Origin of the sequence: Nostoc sp. FACHB-133, from assembly GCF_014698055.1 — a bacterium.
In the GTDB taxonomy this organism is placed as follows: domain Bacteria; phylum Cyanobacteriota; class Cyanobacteriia; order Cyanobacteriales; family Nostocaceae; genus Nostoc.
This window is the reverse complement of sequence record NZ_JACJSH010000009.1, coordinates 115,020-135,995: the sequence shown is the minus strand read 5'-3', so window position 1 is coordinate 135,995 and position 20,976 is coordinate 115,020. Positions and strand designations below refer to the sequence as shown.

Genomic DNA, 20,976 nt, shown 5'->3' with positions numbered 1-20,976 from the left:
CTTTTGGTCAGCGAGACGAGCGACTACAGCTTAACTGAAGGCTTGACTCGACTGATCTTCCTCCGTAGAAGGTGTATCTTCCTTTGGAGCAGCTACTTTGACCATTGCATGGCGTAGCACACGTTCGCCCAAGTAATATCCGCGCACTAACTCTTCTAACACTGTTCCTTCAGGATGTTCATCCGTAGGTTCCCGCATTACTGCTTCGTGCAGGTTAGGATCAAATTCTTGACCTTCAGGACGCATTGGTGAAACACCCAACCGCTTCAAGCTATCTACTAATTGTTTGTAAACGCCTTGGTAGCTTTTGTGCATAGTCATTTCGCCATCAGATTGAGGTTTGAGGTGCGATCGCGCCCGCTCAAAATTATCAACCACTGGCAGCAATTCTAGAATCGTGTTCCGCTTCATCTGCGTCTCTAGCTCTTCTTTTTCTTTGCTAGTGCGTTTCCGATAATTCTCAAAATCAGCAGCAATCCGCATATATTGAGTACTACGCTCTTCTAGCTGTGTTTTGAGAGACTCAATTTGTTGAGTCAGTTCTGCCAGAGCTGCCGTTTCCACTCCAGTGTTCTCGGTTGCAGCAACACCAGTTTCTGGATTGAAAGTAGCTGCATCTCCCGATACATTAGTTGGGGCTGACACTTGCTCTGTCTCCTCGCTACCAGATTCATTGAAATTAATTTGGGCTGGGAAGTCACTCTTCATTGCTTGCTTTACCTCTGTTGGTTCACCCAATTGCTGGCTAGTATTGTTTATCTGTTTATTTTCATCCATCATTGTCCACTCATTCCAGATGCTTGCTATTTATGGCAGTGTATCTCCATTGCTTGCAACCGTCGTCATCCACGACTTGCAACTGAGGCTGATTTTGTTGCCGACAAGTTTCTGGAAGTGATGTAACCATTTTCTTATTGTGACAAATGGTGAACACGTTCGCGTAGGCACTATTAAGGCGGGAACCCGAACGAATAGTCTACCTCTAGGAGTAAGTAATTTGGAAGAGTGGCAAGAGGCAGTATCTTTAATTTTGTTAGCGCAGCATTAGTTAGCGCGCATACTCTGTAAGAGTTGCAAGTTACGCTTTTAGCGTCTCATAGAAAGCGTCATTTTGAATTCTGAGCGTACTCCTTTGGTAAAGCAAGCGACTTGACTCAGGACTTTTTTGGGAAATGAGAATTCTATCTCACAGGCTGGGAATACTTTAAGCAGAGGTTCCCCTACTCATTCGCTCATTTATGACTTACTCGTCACCACAACGGCGCAGTACCGCTCTAACTACCAGAACAGAGTTTTCGCCCTTTGGCAACAAGCTAGTACAATCTGGCTATGTCAATACCGAACAGATGAGGCAGGCACTAATTGAAAGCCGCAAATCTGGCCGACCCTTAACGGAAGTACTAGAGTCAATTACTGGGCAACAACTATCACCTGAGTTGCTCAGGCAATACAAAAAACAGCAGCTATTTGAACTTAAAATACTATACGGTGTTGAATTCCTCGATCCGGAAGTCAACTCCATTGGCAACACGATGATGGGGAACCTGATTGAAACCCTCATCCCAGTGGATATCTGCCGTCGCCATCGTTTAGTACCACTATCGAAACACGAAGACCAAACCCCGCCCTCAGTTTTAGTGGCGATGGTCGCTCCAGATAATCTAGAAGCTTCCGATGACCTGAACCGCATCTTGCGTCCCCAAGGGCTGGCATTACAGCGCATGGTGATCACACAGGAAGACTACCAGCAGCTAATCAACCAATATCTGGATGAAATGGCTGTTCGGCAAAAGCACCTGGAACAAGAAAAGTTTACAGATATTAATCAGGATTTAGAAAACCTCGGAAATCTTGATCTTGCAGATGCTCCTGAAGAAATGGAGGCTGATTTAGGAGCAGCGATGAAGGGTGCAGAGGATGCCCCAGTCATTAACCTAGTCAACAGAATCCTGGCTAAAGCTTTGCATGAGGGCGTTTCTGACATTCATATAGAACCGCAAGAAGAAAACTTACGCATTCGCTTTCGGAAGGATGGGGTACTCCGTGAAGCTTTCGATCCCCTACCGAAAAAAATCATCCCGGCAGTGACAGCCCGATTTAAAATCATCTCGAATCTAGACATTGCCGAACGCCGTTTACCCCAAGATGGACGCATCCGGCGGATGTTTGAGGGACGCAAAGTAGATTTTCGTGTAAATACCTTACCCAGTCGCTACGGGGAAAAGGTCGTGCTGCGGATTTTGGATAACTCTTCAACCCAACTGGGATTGAATAAGTTAATTACCGATCAAGAGACTTTAGATATTGTCAAGGATATGGTTAGCCGTCCCTTTGGGCTAATTCTGGTAACTGGGCCAACTGGTTCCGGGAAAACAACCTCGCTGTATTCTGCACTCTCAGAAAAGAATGATCCCGGAATTAATATCAGTACTGTGGAAGACCCAATTGAGTACAGTCTTCCAGGGATTACTCAAGTACAGGTGATTCGGGAAAAAGGGCTGGATTTTGCTACCGCTCTGCGGGCTTTCTTGCGACAAGATCCAGATGTGCTGCTGGTGGGTGAAACGCGGGATAAGGAAACGGCAAAAACAGCAATTGAGGCTGCCTTGACCGGTCACTTGGTATTAACTACTTTACATACCAATGATGCCCCAGGTGCGATCGCTCGTTTGGGAGAAATGGGAATTGAGCCTTTCATGGTTTCTAGTTCGCTAATTGGCGTTCTAGCTCAACGTTTGGTGCGGCGTGTATGTTCTGAATGTCGCATTCCCTACACTCCTACAACCGAGGAACTGGCTCGTTATGGTCTATCAGCTTCTTCTGATGTCGGAGTCACCTTTTATAAGGCTAACACCTTGACATTAGATGCGATCGCCGAAGCCAAAGGCAAAAATCAGCTTTGCTCAAAATGTAATGGTGTTGGCTACAAAGGTCGTTGTGGTGTTTATGAAGTCATGCGAGTCACCGAAACCCTGCAAACTCTCATCAACGAAGATGCACCCACAGAACGCATCAAGGAAGTGGCAATAGAAGAGGGCATGAAAACTTTGCTGGCTTACAGCTTGGACTTAGTGCGCGAGGGTTCTACCACTTTAGAAGAAGTAGAACGAGTGACGTTTACTGATACTGGTTTGGAAGCCGAGTTAAAAGCCAAACGCAAGACTGGCCTTACCTGCCGCAGTTGTGATGCCACATTGAAACAAGAATGGCTGGATTGTCCTTACTGTATGACATCTCGATTTTGAGACTAGTCATTAGTCATTGGTCATTAGTCATTAGTTGATGCTTAGTAACTTTAAACAAATGACAAAAGACAAGGACAAACAATAAACATTAAAAGGAAGCAGAACTATGGAAATGATGATTGAAGATTTGATGGAACAGTTGATTGAACTGGGTGGCTCGGATATGCATTTATCCGCAGGTTTGCCTCCTTACTTCCGCATCAGTGGCAAACTCACTCCCATCGGGGAGCATATATTGACAGCCGATCAATGTCAAAGGCTGATTTTTAGTATGCTCAATAACACCCAGCGTAAAACCTTAGAGCAGACCTGGGAATTAGATTGTTCTTATGGTGTTAAGGGTTTGGCTCGCTTTCGGGTGAATGTTTATAAAGAACGTGGTGCTTATGCCGCTTGCTTACGGGCATTAAGTTCTAAGATTCCTAACTTTGAAAAGTTAGGTCTACCAGATATAGTGCGGGAAATGTGCGATAAGCCCAGAGGACTTATTCTCGTGACAGGTCCTACAGGTTCCGGAAAAACAACTACCCTAGCGGCAATGATCGACTTGATTAACCGCACCAAGGCAGAGCATATTTTAACGGTGGAAGACCCAATTGAATTTGTTTACGAACCTATTAAAAGTTTGGTTCACCAACGACAACTGGGTGAAGATACTAAGAGCTTTGCGAATGCCTTGAAAGCAGCTTTGCGGGAAGATCCAGATATTATTCTGGTAGGAGAAATGCGCGATTTAGAAACGATTTCTTTGGCGATTTCCGCAGCAGAAACAGGACACTTAGTATTTGGTACTCTCCACACTAGTTCTGCCGCCCAAACTGTTGACCGAATTATTGACGTTTTCCCCCATGAAAGACAAACCCAGGTACGGGTGCAGTTGTCTAACTCATTAGTAGGAGTATTTAGCCAGACTTTGGTATCCAAGAAAAACCCGAAACCCGGTGAATATGGTCGGGTGATGGCTCAAGAAATTCTGATAGTCACTCCCGCTATTTCCAACTTGATTCGAGAAGGCAAAACATCTCAAATTTACTCAGCTATTCAAACTGGAGGCAAATTGGGGATGCAAACTCTGGAGAAAGTTTTAGCTGATTTTTACAAAGCAGGAACGATTTCCTTTGAAGCAGCGATGTCTAAAACTTCTAAGCCAGATGAAATCCAACGTCTCATCGGGAATTCTACACCACAAGCAGGCGCTGGTGCAAAACCCGGTGCGGCTGCCAAAGCACATTAAAAGAATTGGGGATAGGGGAGATGAAGAATATTTCATCCCCTTGAGTATTTTGAATTTTGAATTTTGAATTTATTTATGCCAAACTTCGTTGCCCGTGTTCGGGATTCGCAAGGAAAATCTCGAACAGAAAAAATTGTTGCTGAATCCTTGGTACAAGCTCGTACTAATCTCAGAGATCAAGGTTTTGTAATCCAAGAACTCAAGCAATCTCAGGGATTTCAGCCAGATGTTGCCTTCAAAAACTTCCAGAATTCCTTAGTTAAGGTTTCTGTGAAAGACAAAGCCGTTTTTTCGCGTCAATTTGCCGTTTTGATGAATGCGGGAGTTGCGATCGTTAGAAGTCTGGGGGTGCTTTCCGAACAGTGTAGTAATACTAAATTGAAACAAGCTCTTGTAGACATTAGCACCGATGTTCAAAGCGGAATGAATCTTTCAGAGGCAATGCGGAAGCATCCTGACTGTTTTGATGGATTATATGTGAGTATGATTCAAGCTGGCGAAGTTGGTGGTGTTCTAGACGAAGTATTGAATCGTTTAGCTAAGTTGTTAGAAGATGTTGCCCGATTACAAAACCAAATTAAATCAGCAATGTCTTATCCGACGGTTGTGGGTTTTATCGCAGTTGCTATTTTTCTCGGTATGACTATTTTTCTGATTCCGATTTTTGCCACAATTTTTGTACAACTTGGAATCACATTACCACCTTTAACACAATTCTTGATGGATGCTAGTAAGTTTTTGAGAAGTCCGGGTGCTATCGTCCTTCTTGCTTCTCTTATAGGACTGAAATTTGCTTTTACACAATACGGTAAAACTCCTGTTGGTCGCATCACAATTGATCGTTTTTCCCTCAAACTGCCATTATTTGGTGACTTAATTCAAAAATCTTCAGTTGCCCGCTTTAGCCGGACTTTTGGTTCTTTGACTCGTTCAGGTGTACCAATTTTAACTTGCTTAGAAATTGTCCGAGATACATCAGGAAACCAAGTGATTGCTAATGCCATAGACGCAGCTCGTATGGAGATTCAACAAGGGGGCATGATTAGCATTGCTTTACAAAAAGATGCCGTTTTTCCAGCTATGGCAATTCAAATGATTAGTATCGGAGAAGAAACTGGAGAATTAGATGCAATGTTGATGAAAGTTGCCGATTTCTATGAAGATGAAGTCGAGCAAGCAGTAAAAGCAATGACCAGTATTTTGGAACCAGTGATGATTGTAGTTCTAGGGGGAATGGTTGGAACCATTTTGCTAGCGATGTATCTGCCTATGTTTGCGGTATTTGAAAAGCTGGGATAAAGGATTAATAGTTAAGAGTTAGAAGTTATGAGTTAGGAATAGAAACATTTTATTTCTACTTTTAGCTTCTAACTGATTAATTTTATTCTTAACTCCTAACTCCTCACTATTTAATCAACTATGACTGTGCAAAAATCTCACTACGAAGCGAGTTTGGCGGAGTACAGCAATCATCTAGCTGCGATCGCCTTACTAAAGCAATATCGGCCATACTTAGAGATGATTCCCAGCCTGCGCCGTCCAGATGAAAGTGTTATCACTATCCCCTTGCCAATTGTCCGTCTTCGCAATACTGCGACAACAATTCCACAAACAATCTGCTTACCCTGTGATGTAGCAATTTTGATGTGCGATCCAGAGTGGAAGATCAAAACTGGAGCCGAAATTTTAGTCTTTATTCATCGCGCTCACGAAGACTTTTCTGATTTGTTAGGACGTTGGCGACAAACTCAAGTTTTCCTGGACAATGATTATGAATGGTTAATGCCTCTCCGTCACAGTCATATTTTGAGCGAGGGCGCTAATATTATATATCCTTTGTTCGTTGTGTTTAGTGATACTTTAGAACGTATCCAACGAGGACTCGTAGGGGCCGAACTTCCATTTATTATACAAACACCAGATTCGCTGCTGGAAGAGGATGTGACAGATATTTTTTGTCCAGAAATCCCACCAGCTTAGAAAAAATTAGGAGTTAAGAGTTTTCAATTGCAACTTTTAAACAAAACCAGAGATTTTTAAGTCTCAAGTTTAGTTTTTTAACTCCTAACTCCTATACAGACACGATTAACCGCGTCTCTCCTAATTATTACCTCACAAATTGAGGCATAATTTCAGCAGCAGTGAATATTCCATAAATGCCACGTTGGTGCAATTGTCTACCAGCTTTGAGATAGCCAAATGCAGGGCCGCAGACATTAGCTGCCATGCTAGTTTCATCTCCTAGAGTAAAGGTATGGGTGGAAATCTTACCTTCAAAGGTGCGTCCTGTTACCTTAACGTTGGTGCTGAGGGGCTTTTTCGGATTGCGAGTATCGACTACACCACCAACAGTAACGCGATCGCGATCGCAAATTCCCGCTACCTCTAGCATCACATCATCAGCGTGTTCCATATTCTTCAAGGTAAGCACGCCATTAGTTTTATCTAGTAGTGTTTCTACTTCTGCGTCAGTCATTGCCCTAGCAGTTTCCACTGTGTAACCAGGCATGTGCCCAATATCTTCCCGAACAGTGGCGCGGTAAGCTTCCCAGTTGGCAATTCCCACTCCAAAGGTAATTTCGACTTGATGAATTTCGGCGTAGCTTTGGGCTGCTAATGCGGCTGCGGCAGTTAACAATCCGGGTGTTGCACCACAGCCTGTCATATAGGTAATCCCGGCTGTTTGCAGTTCTTCTTTCATCGCCAGTAATTGTTCTACAGCAGTGGTGCGCTTAATTGCATCCACTAGCACTCCACGCCAACCAGATTTAATAAACTCTTTCGCTACAGAGGGGATAAAATCGTTTGGTAGGTTGGGTAAAGCCAGAAAATACCCATCCACTGGTTGAGCTATTGCAATTACATCCTGAATACTTTGATTTGTTAATGTACCAACTGGTTCCAAATAACCTACCGAACCTTGAGACTGGTAAGTTGCAATGCATTCTTGAGTATTTAAACCTTCAGCAGCATAAGCGTAACCTTTTTGATCTGCGGCTGCGACTAAAATCATTTCCTGTTTAGCAGCAAGTACTTTGGCGGCGGCTTGTCCGAGTCCACCGAAACCTAGTACTCCTATACGTATCGCTGACAAGATATTTGCTGTACTCATAGTCAATTACTGAAGTTGAATCACAAGCCTTCAAACTTTACCATCTCAGCTTGTGGCTGATGGCTGACAGCTTTTAGCTATAAAGGTTAATTATGCTTCATTATCCTGGTTTGTTCGCCAACCAAATCAGTTTTTTTACCAGAAATTCTTGCTGATTGATTTAGGCTTGAGCAAATTTTCACGCAAAATAGCATCAAAAATATAAAGGATTGCAAACACCCCGACTACCAAAATTAAGAATATGGGTATAAATCATGGTTATTTTCACATATTCGTTACCAAGTAACTCTTAACCATCAGCAGCATAAGCTTAAGTAAGTCGGCGAGCACAACTCACACTATATGAAATAATGTAAAACATATTTAAATTAGTTCGTAGTGAAGAATTTAACCCTACCTTGAGGGCTGAAGACCTCACTACAAAACTTGTTAATTTGTTAAAAATGATGTTGGGCGTTCAGGAGTACCGGACATCGCTGTGTTTGTTTGAAACATAATTTTGCGAAATATTTTTCATTGCTTGAAGTAAAATCAAACAGGAAAAGTGTTTAAATAGGAAGTGATGTAACTGTTAGTTGAGATATGCGATTCGATGAATTAGAAAAAGAACGTCAACGCAACCGAATTCTTGCTCAAGAAAGTTTTACTGAACGCATATCAGTTATAAAAAATTGTATTGATACACAGCATGAATATATTGAATTATTTTTCGGTTTGCTTCAACATCGTCACCTTACGCAGCACGGTGATGCAGAAAAACCAATATTTTCAGCAGTAATTAAAAATGAAATTGCTCTTTACTCAAGTCTAATACTGACTTTAGACGGTTTACACGGATCAGGTTTAGCTTTACTACGATCAGTCTATGAAGCTTTAATGATTGCAAAGTTCGCTTCCATACGAAAAAGCGATAATCTTATCTCGAAGTGGATAGCTGGAGAAACAATTTATTTTTCAAATGCAATTTTGAAGAAAATTGTTACACCAGAACTTAAAGAGTTAAAAATTCTTTGGGGAGCATTGTGTAACGTATCCCATGCAACTATTTATTCATATCAAGTTTTCACCAGGTTTGAAGATATAGAACAAGAAGTAGCGGGCAATCTTGCTATTTTGATAATGTTATTAGGTTGCAATTTTCACTTAATTAATAAGCACTATGTTACTAGAGAAATGGCATATTTAGCCAAAGAATATCACAGGGAAGGGGGTGAGTTTCAACGTCGCCGAGATGCCGCAAAGATTGCTGTCCAAAAAGCTACAATATTTATTTCTTCTCAGGCGAGGGAGGTTATTAGAGATTATTCAAGGGTTTGGCAACTAGCTCCTTCTATAAGTTCATAAATCTAAAGGAGTGTTTTCACTTAATGATTAGAGTTTACTTGCCACTACATGCTCAAGAGGTGTAGGGCAGCGAGTGAGCTTTCAGATACACTGCGCTGCATCCAACCTAAGTGAAAACCCTTGCTTAAAATAAGTCCAACCGAATGGTAATGATAAAGTTTTTCAAGAATTTTTATATTTTTGTAACTCAACTAGCTGGCTATACTACGTCTAATGCTTATTTCTAGGACTTTTGCCGCTTAATTGGCAGGCCCGGTTGTTACCTTGACTAATCGATGAGGTTAAGAGAGACTAACTAAATACTGATGTGACTGCTTATAAATTTAATAAATTTTGTAAAGATTCTGAGATATATATGTTGAAAGATGGAACATTATTTAACAAATGGCAAGTTTGTATCTAAGTAAAAATGTTCCTACGGCTATATTTATAGCCTTCTGCTAAGGCAGTACAATTTTAAGCGTACTTATCCTGGTTGTCCAAGAGCATGGAGACATTAGAGTTCATAATCTATCCAGACGGTCGGGTACAAGAGAAAGTCACTGGTATTGTGGGTGCTTCTTGCGCTGAGGTTACAGCAGCAATAGAGGCGCAATTGGGGCAAGTACTTAATCATGAGCCAACCTCAGAATATTTCGCCGCGAAGTTGCAGCAATCTAATGTGGCGAATACGCACACCACTTACAGCGATTGGTAAGTTTTCACAGTAGTTTAGTGTTATTAATTCACAACCACCATGTCACACTTTAGCCAAATTAAGACTCAAATCCGTAACCTTGATTCTTTGAAAGATGCTTTGACTGAATTGGGCGTAGACTGGAAACCCGGCCCACGCGAAGTCCGTGGCTATCGCGGTCAAACCCATCCTGCGGAAGTTAGTATTGAGCAGGAAAATGGCTATGATATCGGCTTTAGATGGAATGGTAAGGAATATGAATTAGTAGCTGATTTGCAATATTGGCAGCAAGACCTTTCTGTGGATGGATTTTTGCGCCAGGTAACACAGCGCTATGCTTACCAAACAGTTGTGAAAGAAACCGCTCGTGTTGGTTTTCAAGTCTCTGAACAACAAAAAAATGAAGATGGTTCCATTCGCCTGGTAGTACAGCGCTGGAGTGCGTAATGGCTGATTTTCTACCGTCGCCGGAAGAACAAGAAGATAACCGTTCCGGTTTAGAACCAGAATTAGGGGGTTTTTTACGGGATGCCCCAGAACGTTCTGGTTTAGAACCGGAATTGGGCGGTTTGTTGCGCCAAAATGGTGTTTATGTTGATGAAATCACCTGTATTGGTTGCAAGCATTGCGCTCATGTTGCACGTAACACCTTTTATATTGAACCAGATTACGGGCGATCGCGCGTGGTTCGACAAGATGGAGACGCTGAAGAAATTATCCAAGAAGCAATTGATACTTGCCCAGTTGATTGTATTCACTGGGTTGATTACACTGAATTGAAAAACTTAGAAGCAGAGCGCAAATATCAAGTAATTCCCGTAGTGGGTTATCCGGTAGAACAGGCCGTTGCTGCTAGCGAACATCGCCGTAAAAAGCAAAAGTTAAAGACAAAAAGATCTCGTTATTAACAAAAAACATTGAATCAATATAATAAAGGACTGGGTATATCCAGTCCTTTTGCTTTTCGTAATATAGCTAATTTATGACAGCTTTTCGGTATTTACTTATTCATCTGGAAAAGTCTGTACCTTGCCATCAGGACTGAGAACAACTCGAATTCTGACATCTTGTCCGCGTGTATTGGCGGAAACAAAAGGTTTACCAACTTCAGGCATCCCAGTGCTATCAACGAATTCTCTTGCTGCCTTATTAAGAGGAAAAATTCGTTCAACTGTGCCGTCAACACTGACTATCAGACTGTACTCTAATGTTTGTCCTAGCCCAGTAGGTGGTTGCCAACGCTTTTTTAGGTATTCTCTAGCTTCTGCTACTTGAGGTGTATCAAATAATGTACCAGTAGCCACTTCTCTGGATTTAGGGGTTTTACGTGCATCTCCTAATTGGTCGATGAATGGATTGTTCTCCGCAGTTCTAGACGAAGGAAGTTGTGAAGCGGGTTTTTCTCCAGTAGAAGGTTGCTGTAGGGAATTGATTCTTTCGTCTAGCTGTTGTGAGTTTAGTGCAGAGGTATTGCCACGATTATTATTGGGTATGCTCTCAAGAGACGGAGGGAGAACTGGTGAGACATTAGTTGGTAAGCTGCCTGGGTTAGAAGATAGTCTGGGTGGCAAATTCCGCAACTGAGGGAGAGTTCCACCTTGGGGATTTGACCCTGTAGGGTTCTGTGCAAGATTTGGTACTATGGCTACTTCCTGCCCTGGGATTTTACTTGATGGTGAGTTAGCAAGGCTCGCCGTTCGCGTAGCGTCTCGCAGAGAAGTCATCGCTCGATTACTAGGAAGGGTTGCAGTCTTGCCCTGGGTTGTTGTCAGTGCATTATTGGGAAATAGAGGTTGCGGTGCAGAAAAACTAGAACTAGGGGCTGTTAAAGGTGCTTGGGGCAAAGTAGATGTGGAAAGTGGAGGAGTGGAACCTAGCAAATTATCCGATGGAGGGATAATTCCAGGTTCAGGCGTAGGAAAGTTTAGTGAGGTTGAAGGTTCTAAGGCAGTCTTTACTGCTGCTGGATCTGATGTTTTGGCTGTCTGCTGTTCCTTTCCCCTAATGCTGTTAGCATATTGCCAAGTAACTGGTAAGAATCCTATACCTAACACTAATACTGCGGCAACAGGTGCCCAGGCAGGGAACCTCAGAGTCGAACTCGTGCTGTTGAGAGTTGGAAGTGCCATAACATCAGTTGAGTATTCATCTAAAGCACTTGCCAAATCGAATAATTGCAGCAGAGTGAGTTTAATTACGGGGCCAGATGAGTGGTTGGTAAGAGAACCGAGAAATAAGTTGTGAGTTAAATAGCTGCTTGGTTCTAAGCGGATATTTGCCCCAGGAAACTGGGTGCTAAAGGAATTTAATGTTTTTGTTGAGGACTTTAATTCCGGCTCACCCATTGCTGTGCTTGATTCCTGGGTACCGGAGAAACTTACCCAAAAGCTTTCTGGAGACTGTTGAAGGAATTGCTGTACGTAGTTTGTGACTGCATCACATAAAGCTTCAAGTTGCTCGCGATCGCCCCGAATTGGAACTCTGTGTTCTTCTGGGAGTCGGGGATCATCAAAGCGTAGTTCAAAGCTTAGGTGTTTGAGGACAGTTTTCCCCATCCAACGGGATAGAGGCGAGCTTTGGGCGAATACTTCTAGCGTACAAGTAGGTGGTGTGTAGCGACGAATTACAGAATTTGATAGAGGCATGGCAGGAACTGCGAGGAAGACTATTTGGGATTTTGCAAAAAGTTAAGCCAGTTGCTTGCAAAGAAAAGTTAAACGGTGGATTCCTTCTGAGTGAAGGAAGTTGGTCAGGTTTCTTTCGTTATGTAGTCTTGTACTAGGAGGAAGCATTGCTGATAGTGCATCGCTCAAGAGCTAATGACGATCAAAAGAGTTTCCCGATCTAGCAAACAAATCACAAGCAAATTTTGATTGAGGAATTTCAAATTTCAAATCTAAAATTTTGTCGAACCGTCTATAAGTGCTAGCCAGAGACGGCGATGTCCACCAGGGGCGCTGTAAAAAAGTAAATCTACAAGCAGTTTTAGTGCCAGGTTGGTAAGCAAATCTGTTGAGATTTTCTCATCCTCTTCCATCCGCTCTTGGTAGGTGTTGCAAAAAGCATCAATATAGTCTCCAAGTAAGGCAGCTTGGTGAGGTTCCCGGTTATTTTCTGCCATTTGTTCCAACAGACCGACAGCGCGGCGAATCAATTCCTGGTGCTGTTTGGCTAAGTAGCAGATGATCAGAACAAGCGATCGCGCTTCTTCGACATCTAGCTTTTTCCGCCCTCCTTGACCTTTGCGTAGGGGATTTGATTGGCGCAATCGCCATAAAGCTACGCGGTCTGGCACTCTTGACTCTAAATTCAGATCAGTTGCCGCCGAAAGCATAGCCTCTGAACCAATCCCAGTTAAGGTTTCTAGCGCCAACAGCACCAAGTCTAATTGGGTTTTGATATTGTCCCATTGAACTGTGTTTGGGGCTGGAAGCTTGATTAAATCCTCCCACTGAGAATTTGGCGTGGCTGAGTTGGCGGCCGAGTGCATAACTTTTAGCATAGGTGATCAAGCTGATAGGGGATGTTGCTGTTACCCATTTTGAAACCAGACTCTCAAGCATCAAACTTGGTTTCCCATAGCTATGAGCCAGAGACTTCAGCTAGATTTTTCTATGTGGTAAACAGCATGTATCTTTGTCCTACTCTAGATGAAAATTTATTTTCAACAAAGTAGAAAAGTATCAATTCTAATTAAGGTTTACCTGACTTTCACTGCTAATTCCGTACAAGAGTATAAATAAACTATTGTTTTGAATGCTAACTGCTAATTATGTAGAATACCTCCTACATTTATTTGCGGTTTGAGATTTTGAAATTTCTTGATGTTTATTACTTGTTCTTAATGTATACATAATTACTATACAAATCTTTTACCTGTTTGCTAAAGGCGCTTCTTACTGCTTTCCCTTTCCATCATCCCATCTATGTGTAGCGTTTGATTTCATGACATCGTGTAGCGTTTGATTTCATGACATCGTGGGTAACATCAGGATGATTGATAACTTCTTGAAACTAATTAGGACTTACGCAAAACTACACGCGGTAGGGTCAATTTATGAATTGCCCTAAGATGAAAATCTTTCTTTTCGGCCATTGTCTGCCTAAGTAATGCGATGTGCGACTTATTCTTAAAACCCCACTTCCATTCCTCTCCCCGAAAGGTCGAGAGGCTTTGATTATTGCTCCCCTTCCCTACAAGGGAAGGGGTAGGGGGTTAGGTCTGAGAGAAAGTTGCACACGGCGTTAAGTAGGGGCGCAATGCCTTGCGCCCCTACTTTCACATTGATTGCTACTTTTTGATGTGAGCAATGGTAACACCAGTACCGCCATCTGCTTGTTCTGCTGGTTCGTAGTTATTTACTCTGGAATGCTGTTGCAAAAAAGCGTGAACTCCTTGTCGTAGCTTACCAGTGCCGTACCCGTGAATAATCCAGATTGGGCCTGTAGCTTCCGAAATAGCTTTATCTAAAATATATTCGGCATCAGCTACCCGTTTACCACGCAAATCGATGGTATTTTGGGAAGTCCGAATTTCTGGGACATTTTGTGGTGGCGGGGTTACTGCTGCTGGGGCTGGTTTGGCTTTGACAACTGGTTCGGGTTTTTGACCATCTAGAGATTCTACATCTTGCAACTTCACTGTCATCTTCATTAGCCCAAAGCGAACGCTTAACTCTCCATCTTCATCGGGGGCAGTGATTACATCTGCTATCTGTCCCAATTTTGGAATGCGGACGCGATCGCCTACTTTGGGCATAAACCCAGCTTTTGGTTTTGCTGGCGTTGCTGGCTGATATTGCTGGCCAATTTGATTCAAAGCATTGGTGGCTTGCTGGGCTTCTTGGGCTGTGGGCGTACCTTTTTGCAAGCGCCGAATCACTTGGGCAATTTCACCTTTTGCTTGAGCGATCGCTTGTTGGACTGCTATTTCCTGTGAAGCCCGCAAACTACTTTCCCTCTCTTCCAAACTTGAGGCTTTTGCGGATACTTCTTTGTATAAACGTTCCGCTTGCTGCAACAAACTTTGGGCTTCGGCTGCTTTGGTTTCCTGGCGGCGGCGTTGGGCTTCTAAGCCAGCAATCACTTGGTTGACTTCATCTGTGGCCTCTCCCACTTGGATTTTTGCCTCTTCGACCACTTCTGGTTTTAATCCCAAGCGTAAGGCAATGGTTAAGGCATTAGAACGTCCGGGGATGCCCCACAGCAGACGGTAAGTAGGCGAGAGAGTACTTTCGTCAAATTCTACAGAGGCATTTTCAAACCGCTCGTCTTCGTATTTCAGGGCTTTTAGTTCCCCGAAGTGAGTGGTGGCGATGGTTAGTTGGGCATGATTAGCGAGATACTGCAACAAGGCGATCGCTAAGGCACTTCCTTCAACCGGATCGGTTCCTGCGCCGACTTCATCGAGTAAAACTAGGGAATTGGGCATGGGGCATGGGGCATTGGACTCTCCCTCATCTCCCAATGCTTCTAAAATCCGACTAATCCGGCGGATGTGTCCAGAGAATGTGGATAAACTTTGCTGCAAGGATTGTTCATCGCCAATATCTGCTAACACTTTGTCAAACCAAGGAATTTCCACTGGTTCGCGGGCGGGGACAAATAAACCCACTTTGGCCATCAATGCTGCTAACCCCAAGGTTTTTAAGGTTACAGTTTTACCACCAGTATTTGGCCCGGTAATGGTTACAACCCGAATTAGCGGGTTGATCAGCAAATCTACAGGAACTACTGGTTGCCCTTGTTCGTGTTGTTGTTGCCACACTAACAAAGGATGTCGTAAGTTCCGTAAGGTAATGATTTCCTTGTCTTCACGCCGGATAAATCGCGGGGGATTCGCTCCTAGCCAGAAACTATATCTCGATCTAGCAGTTGCCATATCCAAAGTGGTGGCGATCGCTAACAATCTCTCTAAATCTGGTTTGACTGCGGCTACTTGTTCCGTCAAAATACGGCGAATCGCTTCTTCTTCCGCTTGCTCTCTTCGGATGATTTGCCGCAGTTGGTTGCCTAGAGGCACTACCGAATTAGGTTCTACGTAAAGAGTTGCACCACTGGTAGAAGTATCGTGAACTATACCGGGGATAGCATCTTTTTGCGGTGCTTTTACGGGGATGACAAAGCGATCGCTGCGTTGCGTAATTAGCTGTTCTTGAACTGCCCCAGATTTTGCCTGTAAGATATTTTGCAGCTTTTGGGTAATTTGGCTGCGTAATCGCCGCAAATCTGTGCGAATTTCTCCCAGTTTTTGACTCGCGCGGTCAGTTACCTGGGCCCGTTCATCAATACATCGGTGAATTTCTTGTTCTAGTTCTGGATAAGTCCGTAAATCGGCAACTAACTCAGTCAGTATTGGCAAATCTTCCTGATTGTCGATGACACGGCGCAAACTTCTAGCACCTGCGAGGGTGGTGGCGATCGCTAACAGTTCCTCTCCTGCCAAAACTCCACTGCGTTCTGCTCGTTCTAAGGAATCGCCAATATCTTGAATTCCCTCAAATGACAGTCCCGTAGTCAGGCGACTTTCCAGTTGGTAGACTTCTTTGGTTTGCTCTAACAACTGTTCGCTTTGGGTCTGAGAATCGGGTATTTTCAGATGACGCGCAGCTGTCGCCCCCAGCTTAGTTGCCGCGAAGGTGGCAAGGTGCTGGCAGAGGCGATGCCATTCTAATAATTCTAAGGTTTCAGATTGGATCAAGGTTTCAACATCTAATCTGAAATTATCGTAACAATTCTAGCTCCTAGATGGCTAAATCTTAAAGGAGAAAATTTCGCTTTATTCAAATCAGCCGGATAGTGTGTGGTAATCACCAAGTAGTAAATAGCACGTCAAGTCGCTTCTCTACGAGACGCTGCGCGAACGCTCCAATTAAGAATTAAAAATTATTAATTAAAAATTGCAAGACGCGACGCTCGAATACTCGCTAACGCAGCCTTAGCGAGTATTCGAGCGTCTTGTAGACAACTGAAATCTTTGATTCAGTGGGGGCTTGTACCCCAAATTAATTAATTAAAAATTATTATCCTCCTTAATTTTTAACTTTTAATTTTTAATTTTTAATTAAAAAAAAGGTCAAGCTATCTTTCCTGAGAAACTACCCCAACACAAACTGTCATCAAAAACAATACAGAAACTAATTTAAGTAGCAACTATTTCCTTCACCAAAACGTAAGGCTGAACGATGAGAGTATTAAATCGCTTACTGCGCTCAAGATTCCATTCTCCCACCTGTACCGTTGTGGGTTTGGTAATTAATTGCTCATCAATCCACTGTTCTACTGATGGAATGTTATCACTGGCTATCGCTACTCCAACATCCACCAAGTTTAACTCTGGTGCTACCAAAATTACTGCATCTCGTTGTACATGAGGAATTAGCCACTCCCACTCTGCCTCATCCAAAATTTCTGTTAATTCCGCTCTTAAATCCGACATCATTCATCAATTTGTATTGTCTAACAAATTATTTTACATTAATTACTACAGACGCGATTCATTGCATCTCTACTCCCACCTTTTGTACAGACGCGATGAATCGCGTCTCTAAACTTCAGATTTCATTTCATCAATTTCAAATAAAGATACAATTACTCCTGCGATTGGAATAGATATAAAAACACCTAATAATCCTGCTACTCTAGCACCTACTAGCAAAGCAAAAAATATCACTACAGGATTAAGATTCAGCGCATCTTGCATAATTCGAGGCGAAATCAAATTGTCTTGTATCTGCTGGAGGACAATACAAGCTATCAAGACTTTCAATGCTAACCAAACACCTTGAGACAACACAAATAAAGTCACTGTGCTTACTCCTAATGTCGCTCCAATACCAGGAATAATATCAAGGAAACCGACTATTATTGATAATATCAAAGCAAAAGGTACTTTTAATATTAAGAAAACTAGAAAAGTTGTACTTGTGAGAAATGCACTTAATAATAACTGTCCTCTAAAAAATCCTAAAAAAGACCGCCTGATTATATTTGTAAATCTATTGCGGCGATGTTTGGGGACTATTTTTAAAATAAAATTCCACAATTTGTCTCCATCCAATAGCATGAAGAAAGCCACAACTGCAATCAAGATAAAAGTCACAAAATTCGTCATGAAACCTTGTAAGATAGCCAAACTAGTCACAAGGCTTGATACAGCTTGATTACGCAATTGTTCTTCAATGAAACTTAAATCTATTTGTAAATTCCGGCTTCGCAAAAATGCTTCTAGTCCTTCTAATAAAGGTACTAAAGAATTTAAAAATACAGTGATACTATCAATTAATTCTTGTCCTTGAGATAAAACCGTTAAGCCCACGGTAATTATCAGACCGCCTATAATCACAATACTGAGTAAGAAAACTAAGCCAACAGCTACACCGTGGGGCAAAAAACGCCGCAGCCCTTGTACAGGGTAGCTGAGTAAAAAAGCCAAAATTGCCGCAAATGTAAAAATAACAATGACTGCTTCAAAGTAAGCTAAAAGCTGTACAATTGCCCAGCCAGAAGCAACTAAAAGTAAAAAGCGGACTAATGCCAGATTATTTAATCGCTCCCAAAAATTCTTGGCTTCAAAGCCGCTCATAATGCTGTTTAGGGTGAAATTGCTGGTAGATTTGCCTAGCAGTTGCATTTAAGCACAAAGTCTGATGTCATTGCTAGAGCAGATTGACCTTAAACATACAGAGGTTAAGGGGCGATCGCTACCTCCCTAAAGCATATACAGCAGTTTTCTTTCGTATGAAGTACGAAGCTACTGGTTTGGAGGCAGGGGCAGAAACTCTTTATATATGATTTTTAGTCCCGCATTTTATACCTTATTTACCAAAAAGGGGAAAAAGGGAAAGGGTAAGGGGGAAAGGAAAGGATAAAAAACTTTTCCCCACAAGGTATAAAGCCCCTATTTTTAAATAGGTCGAATAAAAAAGAAGATTTTTAAGACACGCAGTGCGATAAAAATCAGTGTCCATATTTGAAACCCCTGCTTTTAAGTTACTGGTTCCCTTTCCCCTTTCCCCTTTTCCTCTTTCCCTTTCTTCATTTGGAAACTGCGTTATCTGAGCTTGTCTAGCTTATCGTCCTAAATCATGCATTTCGTTAATTACCGTGGCACACTTTTGTGTCAACGCCTCCAATTCCTCTTTATTAGTGGAAGTGGGAGCATCAATCAAGCTACCAATTCTCACAGTGATGGGAACTGCGTGAGGTAGAGACGAGCCTTTTTGCAAAATCTTCTCAGTACCCCAGACACTTACTGGTAATATTGGGGCTTTTGCTTTCGCAGCTAGCAGCAGTGCGCCTCTTTTGGGGTCTGTAATTCGACCATCTGGGGTGCGAGTACCTTCCAAGAAAACACCAACAGCCCAACCTTTATTGAGATATTCTAGGGCGGAACGGATAGCATTGCGATCAGCACTTCCTCGACTCACCGGGTAAGCACCATACAGTTTAATCGCTTGCGCCAAAACTGGGATTTTAAATAACTCTTCCTTAGCCATGTACGCCACAGGACGACGTACACAATTAGAGACAATCGGCGGGTCAAAGTAACTAGCGTGATTACTTACTATTAATAACGGCCCTGATTGAGGGACATTTTCCGTACCATGAATCTGGCCCCGAAAGTAAGCGTGAAGCATGGGGCTGACGACTGACCATTTAAAGGCGTGGTAAAGTGCCAGACTGATAAACGGTTCGCGGTTTTTGTCCACAGAAGATAATGCAAATCAAACTGAATTTAGCATAAGCGATCGCAACACCCAGATCAAACGCAAAAAAGCTATAGATATGTATTACTTCACCCATCGGGGAACACTAAATCTAGAAATCCTTAGAATTTAATAGTATGTTTCACACTACAGTCAGTATTCCTGGATACAAGGTTAGTTTTTACGAATTGCGATCGCACTGTGCAATACCTTAGATATACTCTACCGCGAACGGATTATTCATAAAGATATCAAACCCGCCAATATTCTAATTAATCGCGAAACCTAACAAGTTAAATTAACGTGAGTCTCCAAGGAAGGCTCACCTGCGGGAAGGGCGAAAGAAACAAAGGTAAATTGCCTCCGGCGATCTGCTACCCTGGACAACTCAATCAGGTATTTATGAATATTCTGTCTAATGCTATTGATGCGTTAGAAGATGCAAATCAGCAGCGCACGCCTACAGAAATTGATTTACATCCCAACATAATTTGGATTCATACTTGCTTGGTATCTGAAAACCAAATCAAAATTTCCATTGCAGATAATGGTCTTGGAGTTCCAGACACAATTATAAAAAGGTTATTTGACCCCTTTTTTACAACTAAAAATGTGGGTAAAGGATCTGGATTAGGTTTAACTATCAGCTATCAAATTGTTACTGAACTACATCAAGATAAACTTAATTGTAATTCCACACTAGGAAAGGGTGCAGAATTTGTTGTCACCCTACCTTTAAAAGCTAAAAAGATTCAACAGCAACAGGTAAATCAGTAGCACTCTGGATATTTTGTAAAATCAAATCAGGGCTACTACGTTTAATCAAGCCAGTTAAGACTTTACCTGGGCCAACTTCTACTACTCGCTGGATACCGTTAGCTGGTAATTGCAAAGAAATTTCTCGCCACCTTACAGAACCGGTCATTTGTTTGTTGAGGCGCTGCTTTAAAATCTCGGCATCAATAGACGGAATTGGTTCTACATTAGATAAGACTGGCACAGTAGCTGGTTGAAATTCCACAGATTCTAAAATGTCTTGGAATTCCGCAGCTGCTGGTGCGATTAAATGTGAGTGAAATGCTCCAGAAACTTTTAGGGGAATAGCACGCTTGGCTTTAACTTGAGTCATCACTGCTTGTACAGCCTCAGTCGTGCCTGAAATTACCACCTGAGCCGAACTATTATCGTTTGCTAGAACCACATCAGGCGTTTGGGCAATGACTTTTTCCAACTGTTCGCGGTCAAAGTTCATCAAAGCTGCCATCATCCCACCGACGGCATTATCCATGAGTTCTGCACGACGCTTTACTAGATATAAACCAGCCGACCACTCAAAGACACCCGCTACATAAAGGGCAGAATATTCTCCTAAACTGTGACCAGCAACTAAATCTGGCTGGTGTCCTCGTTCTCGAAGCAGGTCAGCAAGAATGCTTTCTATCACATAAAGACTTGGCTGAGTATATAGCGTCTGTGATAACTTCTCTTCTTGAGTTTGACAAATTTCAGTTACAGACCAACCCAAAATATCCTCAGCTTTGGCAAGCTTGTCTTTAGCGGACGGTATATCTAATAAATCCATTCCCATTCCCAGCGCTTGGGAACCTTGTCCGGGAAACACCCATGCAGTTTTTGTCATTTGTCAATAGTCAGTGGTC

At 42.5% G+C, this 20,976-nt stretch carries 18 protein-coding genes and 1 pseudogene; 10 read left to right on the top strand and 9 right to left on the bottom strand.

What is annotated here, in order from left to right; translation table 11 throughout:
• Nucleotides 1-30 precede the first annotated feature (30 nt).
• A complete protein-coding gene (gene grpE / locus H6G86_RS10200; RefSeq protein WP_190934220.1) occupies nt 31-780 on the bottom strand; it encodes a nucleotide exchange factor GrpE in 750 nt (249 codons plus the stop codon).
• A 136-nt stretch (nt 781-916) separates the two neighbouring features.
• Between grpE and H6G86_RS39470 the strand changes: the two genes are divergently transcribed.
• The 5 genes and pseudogenes from H6G86_RS39470 (at nt 917) to H6G86_RS10180 (ending at nt 6,459) form a co-directional block, all read left to right on the top strand.
• Nucleotides 917-1,048: a hypothetical protein gene (locus tag H6G86_RS39470; protein WP_277883567.1), complete on the top strand. Its 132-nt coding sequence runs from the start codon at nt 917-919 to the stop codon at nt 1,046-1,048.
• 190 nt (nt 1,049-1,238) lie between these two features.
• Complete coding sequence (locus H6G86_RS10195; protein WP_190934219.1) at nt 1,239-3,245, top strand: GspE/PulE family protein; 2,007 nt, start codon at nt 1,239-1,241, stop codon at nt 3,243-3,245.
• Between the two features lie 103 nt (nt 3,246-3,348).
• A pseudogene (locus H6G86_RS10190) lies at nt 3,349-4,479 on the top strand (type IV pilus twitching motility protein PilT); the annotation flags it as partial.
• A 75-nt stretch (nt 4,480-4,554) separates the two neighbouring features.
• Entirely contained in the window at nt 4,555-5,778 is a 1,224-nt protein-coding gene (locus tag H6G86_RS10185; RefSeq protein WP_190934217.1) for a type II secretion system F family protein, read from the top strand.
• A 120-nt stretch (nt 5,779-5,898) separates the two neighbouring features.
• The gene (locus tag H6G86_RS10180; RefSeq protein WP_190934216.1) at nt 5,899-6,459 is read left to right on the top strand and encodes a hypothetical protein; all 561 of its coding nucleotides are present in this window, start codon (nt 5,899-5,901) and stop codon (nt 6,457-6,459) included.
• 127 nt (nt 6,460-6,586) lie between these two features.
• On the opposite strand, the gene bioU is transcribed toward H6G86_RS10180, so the two are convergent.
• A complete protein-coding gene (gene bioU / locus H6G86_RS10175) occupies nt 6,587-7,591 on the bottom strand; it encodes a (S)-8-amino-7-oxononanoate synthase BioU (protein ID WP_190934215.1) in 1,005 nt (334 codons plus the stop codon).
• Nucleotides 7,592-8,173: 582 nt separating this feature from the next.
• On the opposite strand from bioU, the gene H6G86_RS10170 reads away from it, so the two are divergent.
• The 4 genes from H6G86_RS10170 to H6G86_RS10155 all read left to right on the top strand — a co-directional run bounded on the left by H6G86_RS10170 (nt 8,174) and on the right by H6G86_RS10155 (nt 10,519).
• Nucleotides 8,174-8,935, top strand: coding sequence for a hypothetical protein (locus tag H6G86_RS10170; RefSeq protein ID WP_190934214.1), 762 nt, complete (start codon nt 8,174-8,176; stop codon nt 8,933-8,935).
• Between the two features lie 487 nt (nt 8,936-9,422).
• Complete coding sequence (locus H6G86_RS10165) at nt 9,423-9,632, top strand: DUF2997 domain-containing protein (RefSeq protein ID WP_163928123.1); 210 nt, start codon at nt 9,423-9,425, stop codon at nt 9,630-9,632.
• 39 nt (nt 9,633-9,671) lie between these two features.
• On the top strand, nt 9,672-10,058 hold the full coding sequence (locus tag H6G86_RS10160) for a DUF1257 domain-containing protein (RefSeq protein ID WP_012406942.1): 387 nt from the start codon (nt 9,672-9,674) through the stop codon (nt 10,056-10,058).
• Nucleotides 10,058-10,519: a ferredoxin gene (locus H6G86_RS10155; protein WP_190934213.1), complete on the top strand. Its 462-nt coding sequence runs from the start codon at nt 10,058-10,060 to the stop codon at nt 10,517-10,519. Before H6G86_RS10160 ends, H6G86_RS10155 begins: the two co-directional genes overlap by 1 nt.
• Nucleotides 10,520-10,615: 96 nt before the next feature.
• On the opposite strand, the gene H6G86_RS10150 is transcribed toward H6G86_RS10155, so the two are convergent.
• From H6G86_RS10150 to H6G86_RS10125, 6 genes are all read right to left on the bottom strand, one after another.
• Nucleotides 10,616-12,256, bottom strand: coding sequence for a DUF4335 domain-containing protein (locus H6G86_RS10150; protein WP_190934212.1), 1,641 nt, complete (start codon nt 12,254-12,256; stop codon nt 10,616-10,618).
• A gap of 251 nt (nt 12,257-12,507) precedes the next feature.
• Complete coding sequence (locus tag H6G86_RS10145; protein ID WP_114080213.1) at nt 12,508-13,113, bottom strand: DUF3038 domain-containing protein; 606 nt, start codon at nt 13,111-13,113, stop codon at nt 12,508-12,510.
• A 789-nt stretch (nt 13,114-13,902) separates the two neighbouring features.
• The gene (locus H6G86_RS10140) at nt 13,903-16,311 is read right to left on the bottom strand and encodes an endonuclease MutS2 (protein WP_190934211.1); all 2,409 of its coding nucleotides are present in this window, start codon (nt 16,309-16,311) and stop codon (nt 13,903-13,905) included.
• A gap of 441 nt (nt 16,312-16,752) precedes the next feature.
• Entirely contained in the window at nt 16,753-17,049 is a 297-nt protein-coding gene (locus H6G86_RS10135; protein WP_190934277.1) for a DUF2288 domain-containing protein, read from the bottom strand.
• A 108-nt stretch (nt 17,050-17,157) separates the two neighbouring features.
• Complete coding sequence (locus tag H6G86_RS10130) at nt 17,158-18,195, bottom strand: AI-2E family transporter (RefSeq protein WP_163928115.1); 1,038 nt, start codon at nt 18,193-18,195, stop codon at nt 17,158-17,160.
• 487 nt (nt 18,196-18,682) lie between these two features.
• A complete protein-coding gene (locus tag H6G86_RS10125) occupies nt 18,683-19,321 on the bottom strand; it encodes a lysophospholipid acyltransferase family protein (protein WP_190934210.1) in 639 nt (212 codons plus the stop codon).
• 300 nt (nt 19,322-19,621) lie between these two features.
• On the opposite strand from H6G86_RS10125, the gene H6G86_RS10120 reads away from it, so the two are divergent.
• Nucleotides 19,622-20,095, top strand: coding sequence for a sensor histidine kinase (locus tag H6G86_RS10120; RefSeq protein ID WP_313930803.1), 474 nt, complete (start codon nt 19,622-19,624; stop codon nt 20,093-20,095).
• Here H6G86_RS10120 and fabD read toward each other — a convergent pair.
• The gene (gene fabD / locus H6G86_RS10115) at nt 20,061-20,957 is read right to left on the bottom strand and encodes an ACP S-malonyltransferase (protein WP_163928106.1); all 897 of its coding nucleotides are present in this window, start codon (nt 20,955-20,957) and stop codon (nt 20,061-20,063) included. The two genes, H6G86_RS10120 and fabD, sit on opposite strands and share 35 nt — an antisense overlap.
• Nucleotides 20,958-20,976: the final 19 nt, after the last annotated feature.

Excerpts from the sequence above, each read along its gene's own strand:
- H6G86_RS10195 (WP_190934219.1), top strand. The coding sequence starts at position 1,239 with ATGACTTACTCGTCACCACAACGGCGCAGTACCGCTCTAACTACCAGA.
- H6G86_RS10160 (WP_012406942.1), top strand. The coding sequence starts at position 9,672 with ATGTCACACTTTAGCCAAATTAAGACTCAAATCCGTAACCTTGATTCT.
- H6G86_RS10130 (WP_163928115.1), bottom strand. The coding sequence starts at position 18,195 with ATGAGCGGCTTTGAAGCCAAGAATTTTTGGGAGCGATTAAATAATCTG.
- H6G86_RS10165 (WP_163928123.1), top strand. The coding sequence starts at position 9,423 with ATGGAGACATTAGAGTTCATAATCTATCCAGACGGTCGGGTACAAGAG.
- fabD (WP_163928106.1), bottom strand. The coding sequence starts at position 20,957 with ATGACAAAAACTGCATGGGTGTTTCCCGGACAAGGTTCCCAAGCGCTG.
- H6G86_RS10150 (WP_190934212.1), bottom strand. The coding sequence starts at position 12,256 with ATGCCTCTATCAAATTCTGTAATTCGTCGCTACACACCACCTACTTGT.
- H6G86_RS10135 (WP_190934277.1), bottom strand. The coding sequence starts at position 17,049 with ATGTCGGATTTAAGAGCGGAATTAACAGAAATTTTGGATGAGGCAGAG.
- H6G86_RS10155 (WP_190934213.1), top strand. The coding sequence starts at position 10,058 with ATGGCTGATTTTCTACCGTCGCCGGAAGAACAAGAAGATAACCGTTCC.
- H6G86_RS10145 (WP_114080213.1), bottom strand. The coding sequence starts at position 13,113 with ATGCTAAAAGTTATGCACTCGGCCGCCAACTCAGCCACGCCAAATTCT.
- grpE (WP_190934220.1), bottom strand. The coding sequence starts at position 780 with ATGATGGATGAAAATAAACAGATAAACAATACTAGCCAGCAATTGGGT.
- H6G86_RS10170 (WP_190934214.1), top strand. The coding sequence starts at position 8,174 with ATGCGATTCGATGAATTAGAAAAAGAACGTCAACGCAACCGAATTCTT.
- H6G86_RS10180 (WP_190934216.1), top strand. The coding sequence starts at position 5,899 with ATGACTGTGCAAAAATCTCACTACGAAGCGAGTTTGGCGGAGTACAGC.
- H6G86_RS10185 (WP_190934217.1), top strand. The coding sequence starts at position 4,555 with ATGCCAAACTTCGTTGCCCGTGTTCGGGATTCGCAAGGAAAATCTCGA.
- bioU (WP_190934215.1), bottom strand. The coding sequence starts at position 7,591 with ATGAGTACAGCAAATATCTTGTCAGCGATACGTATAGGAGTACTAGGT.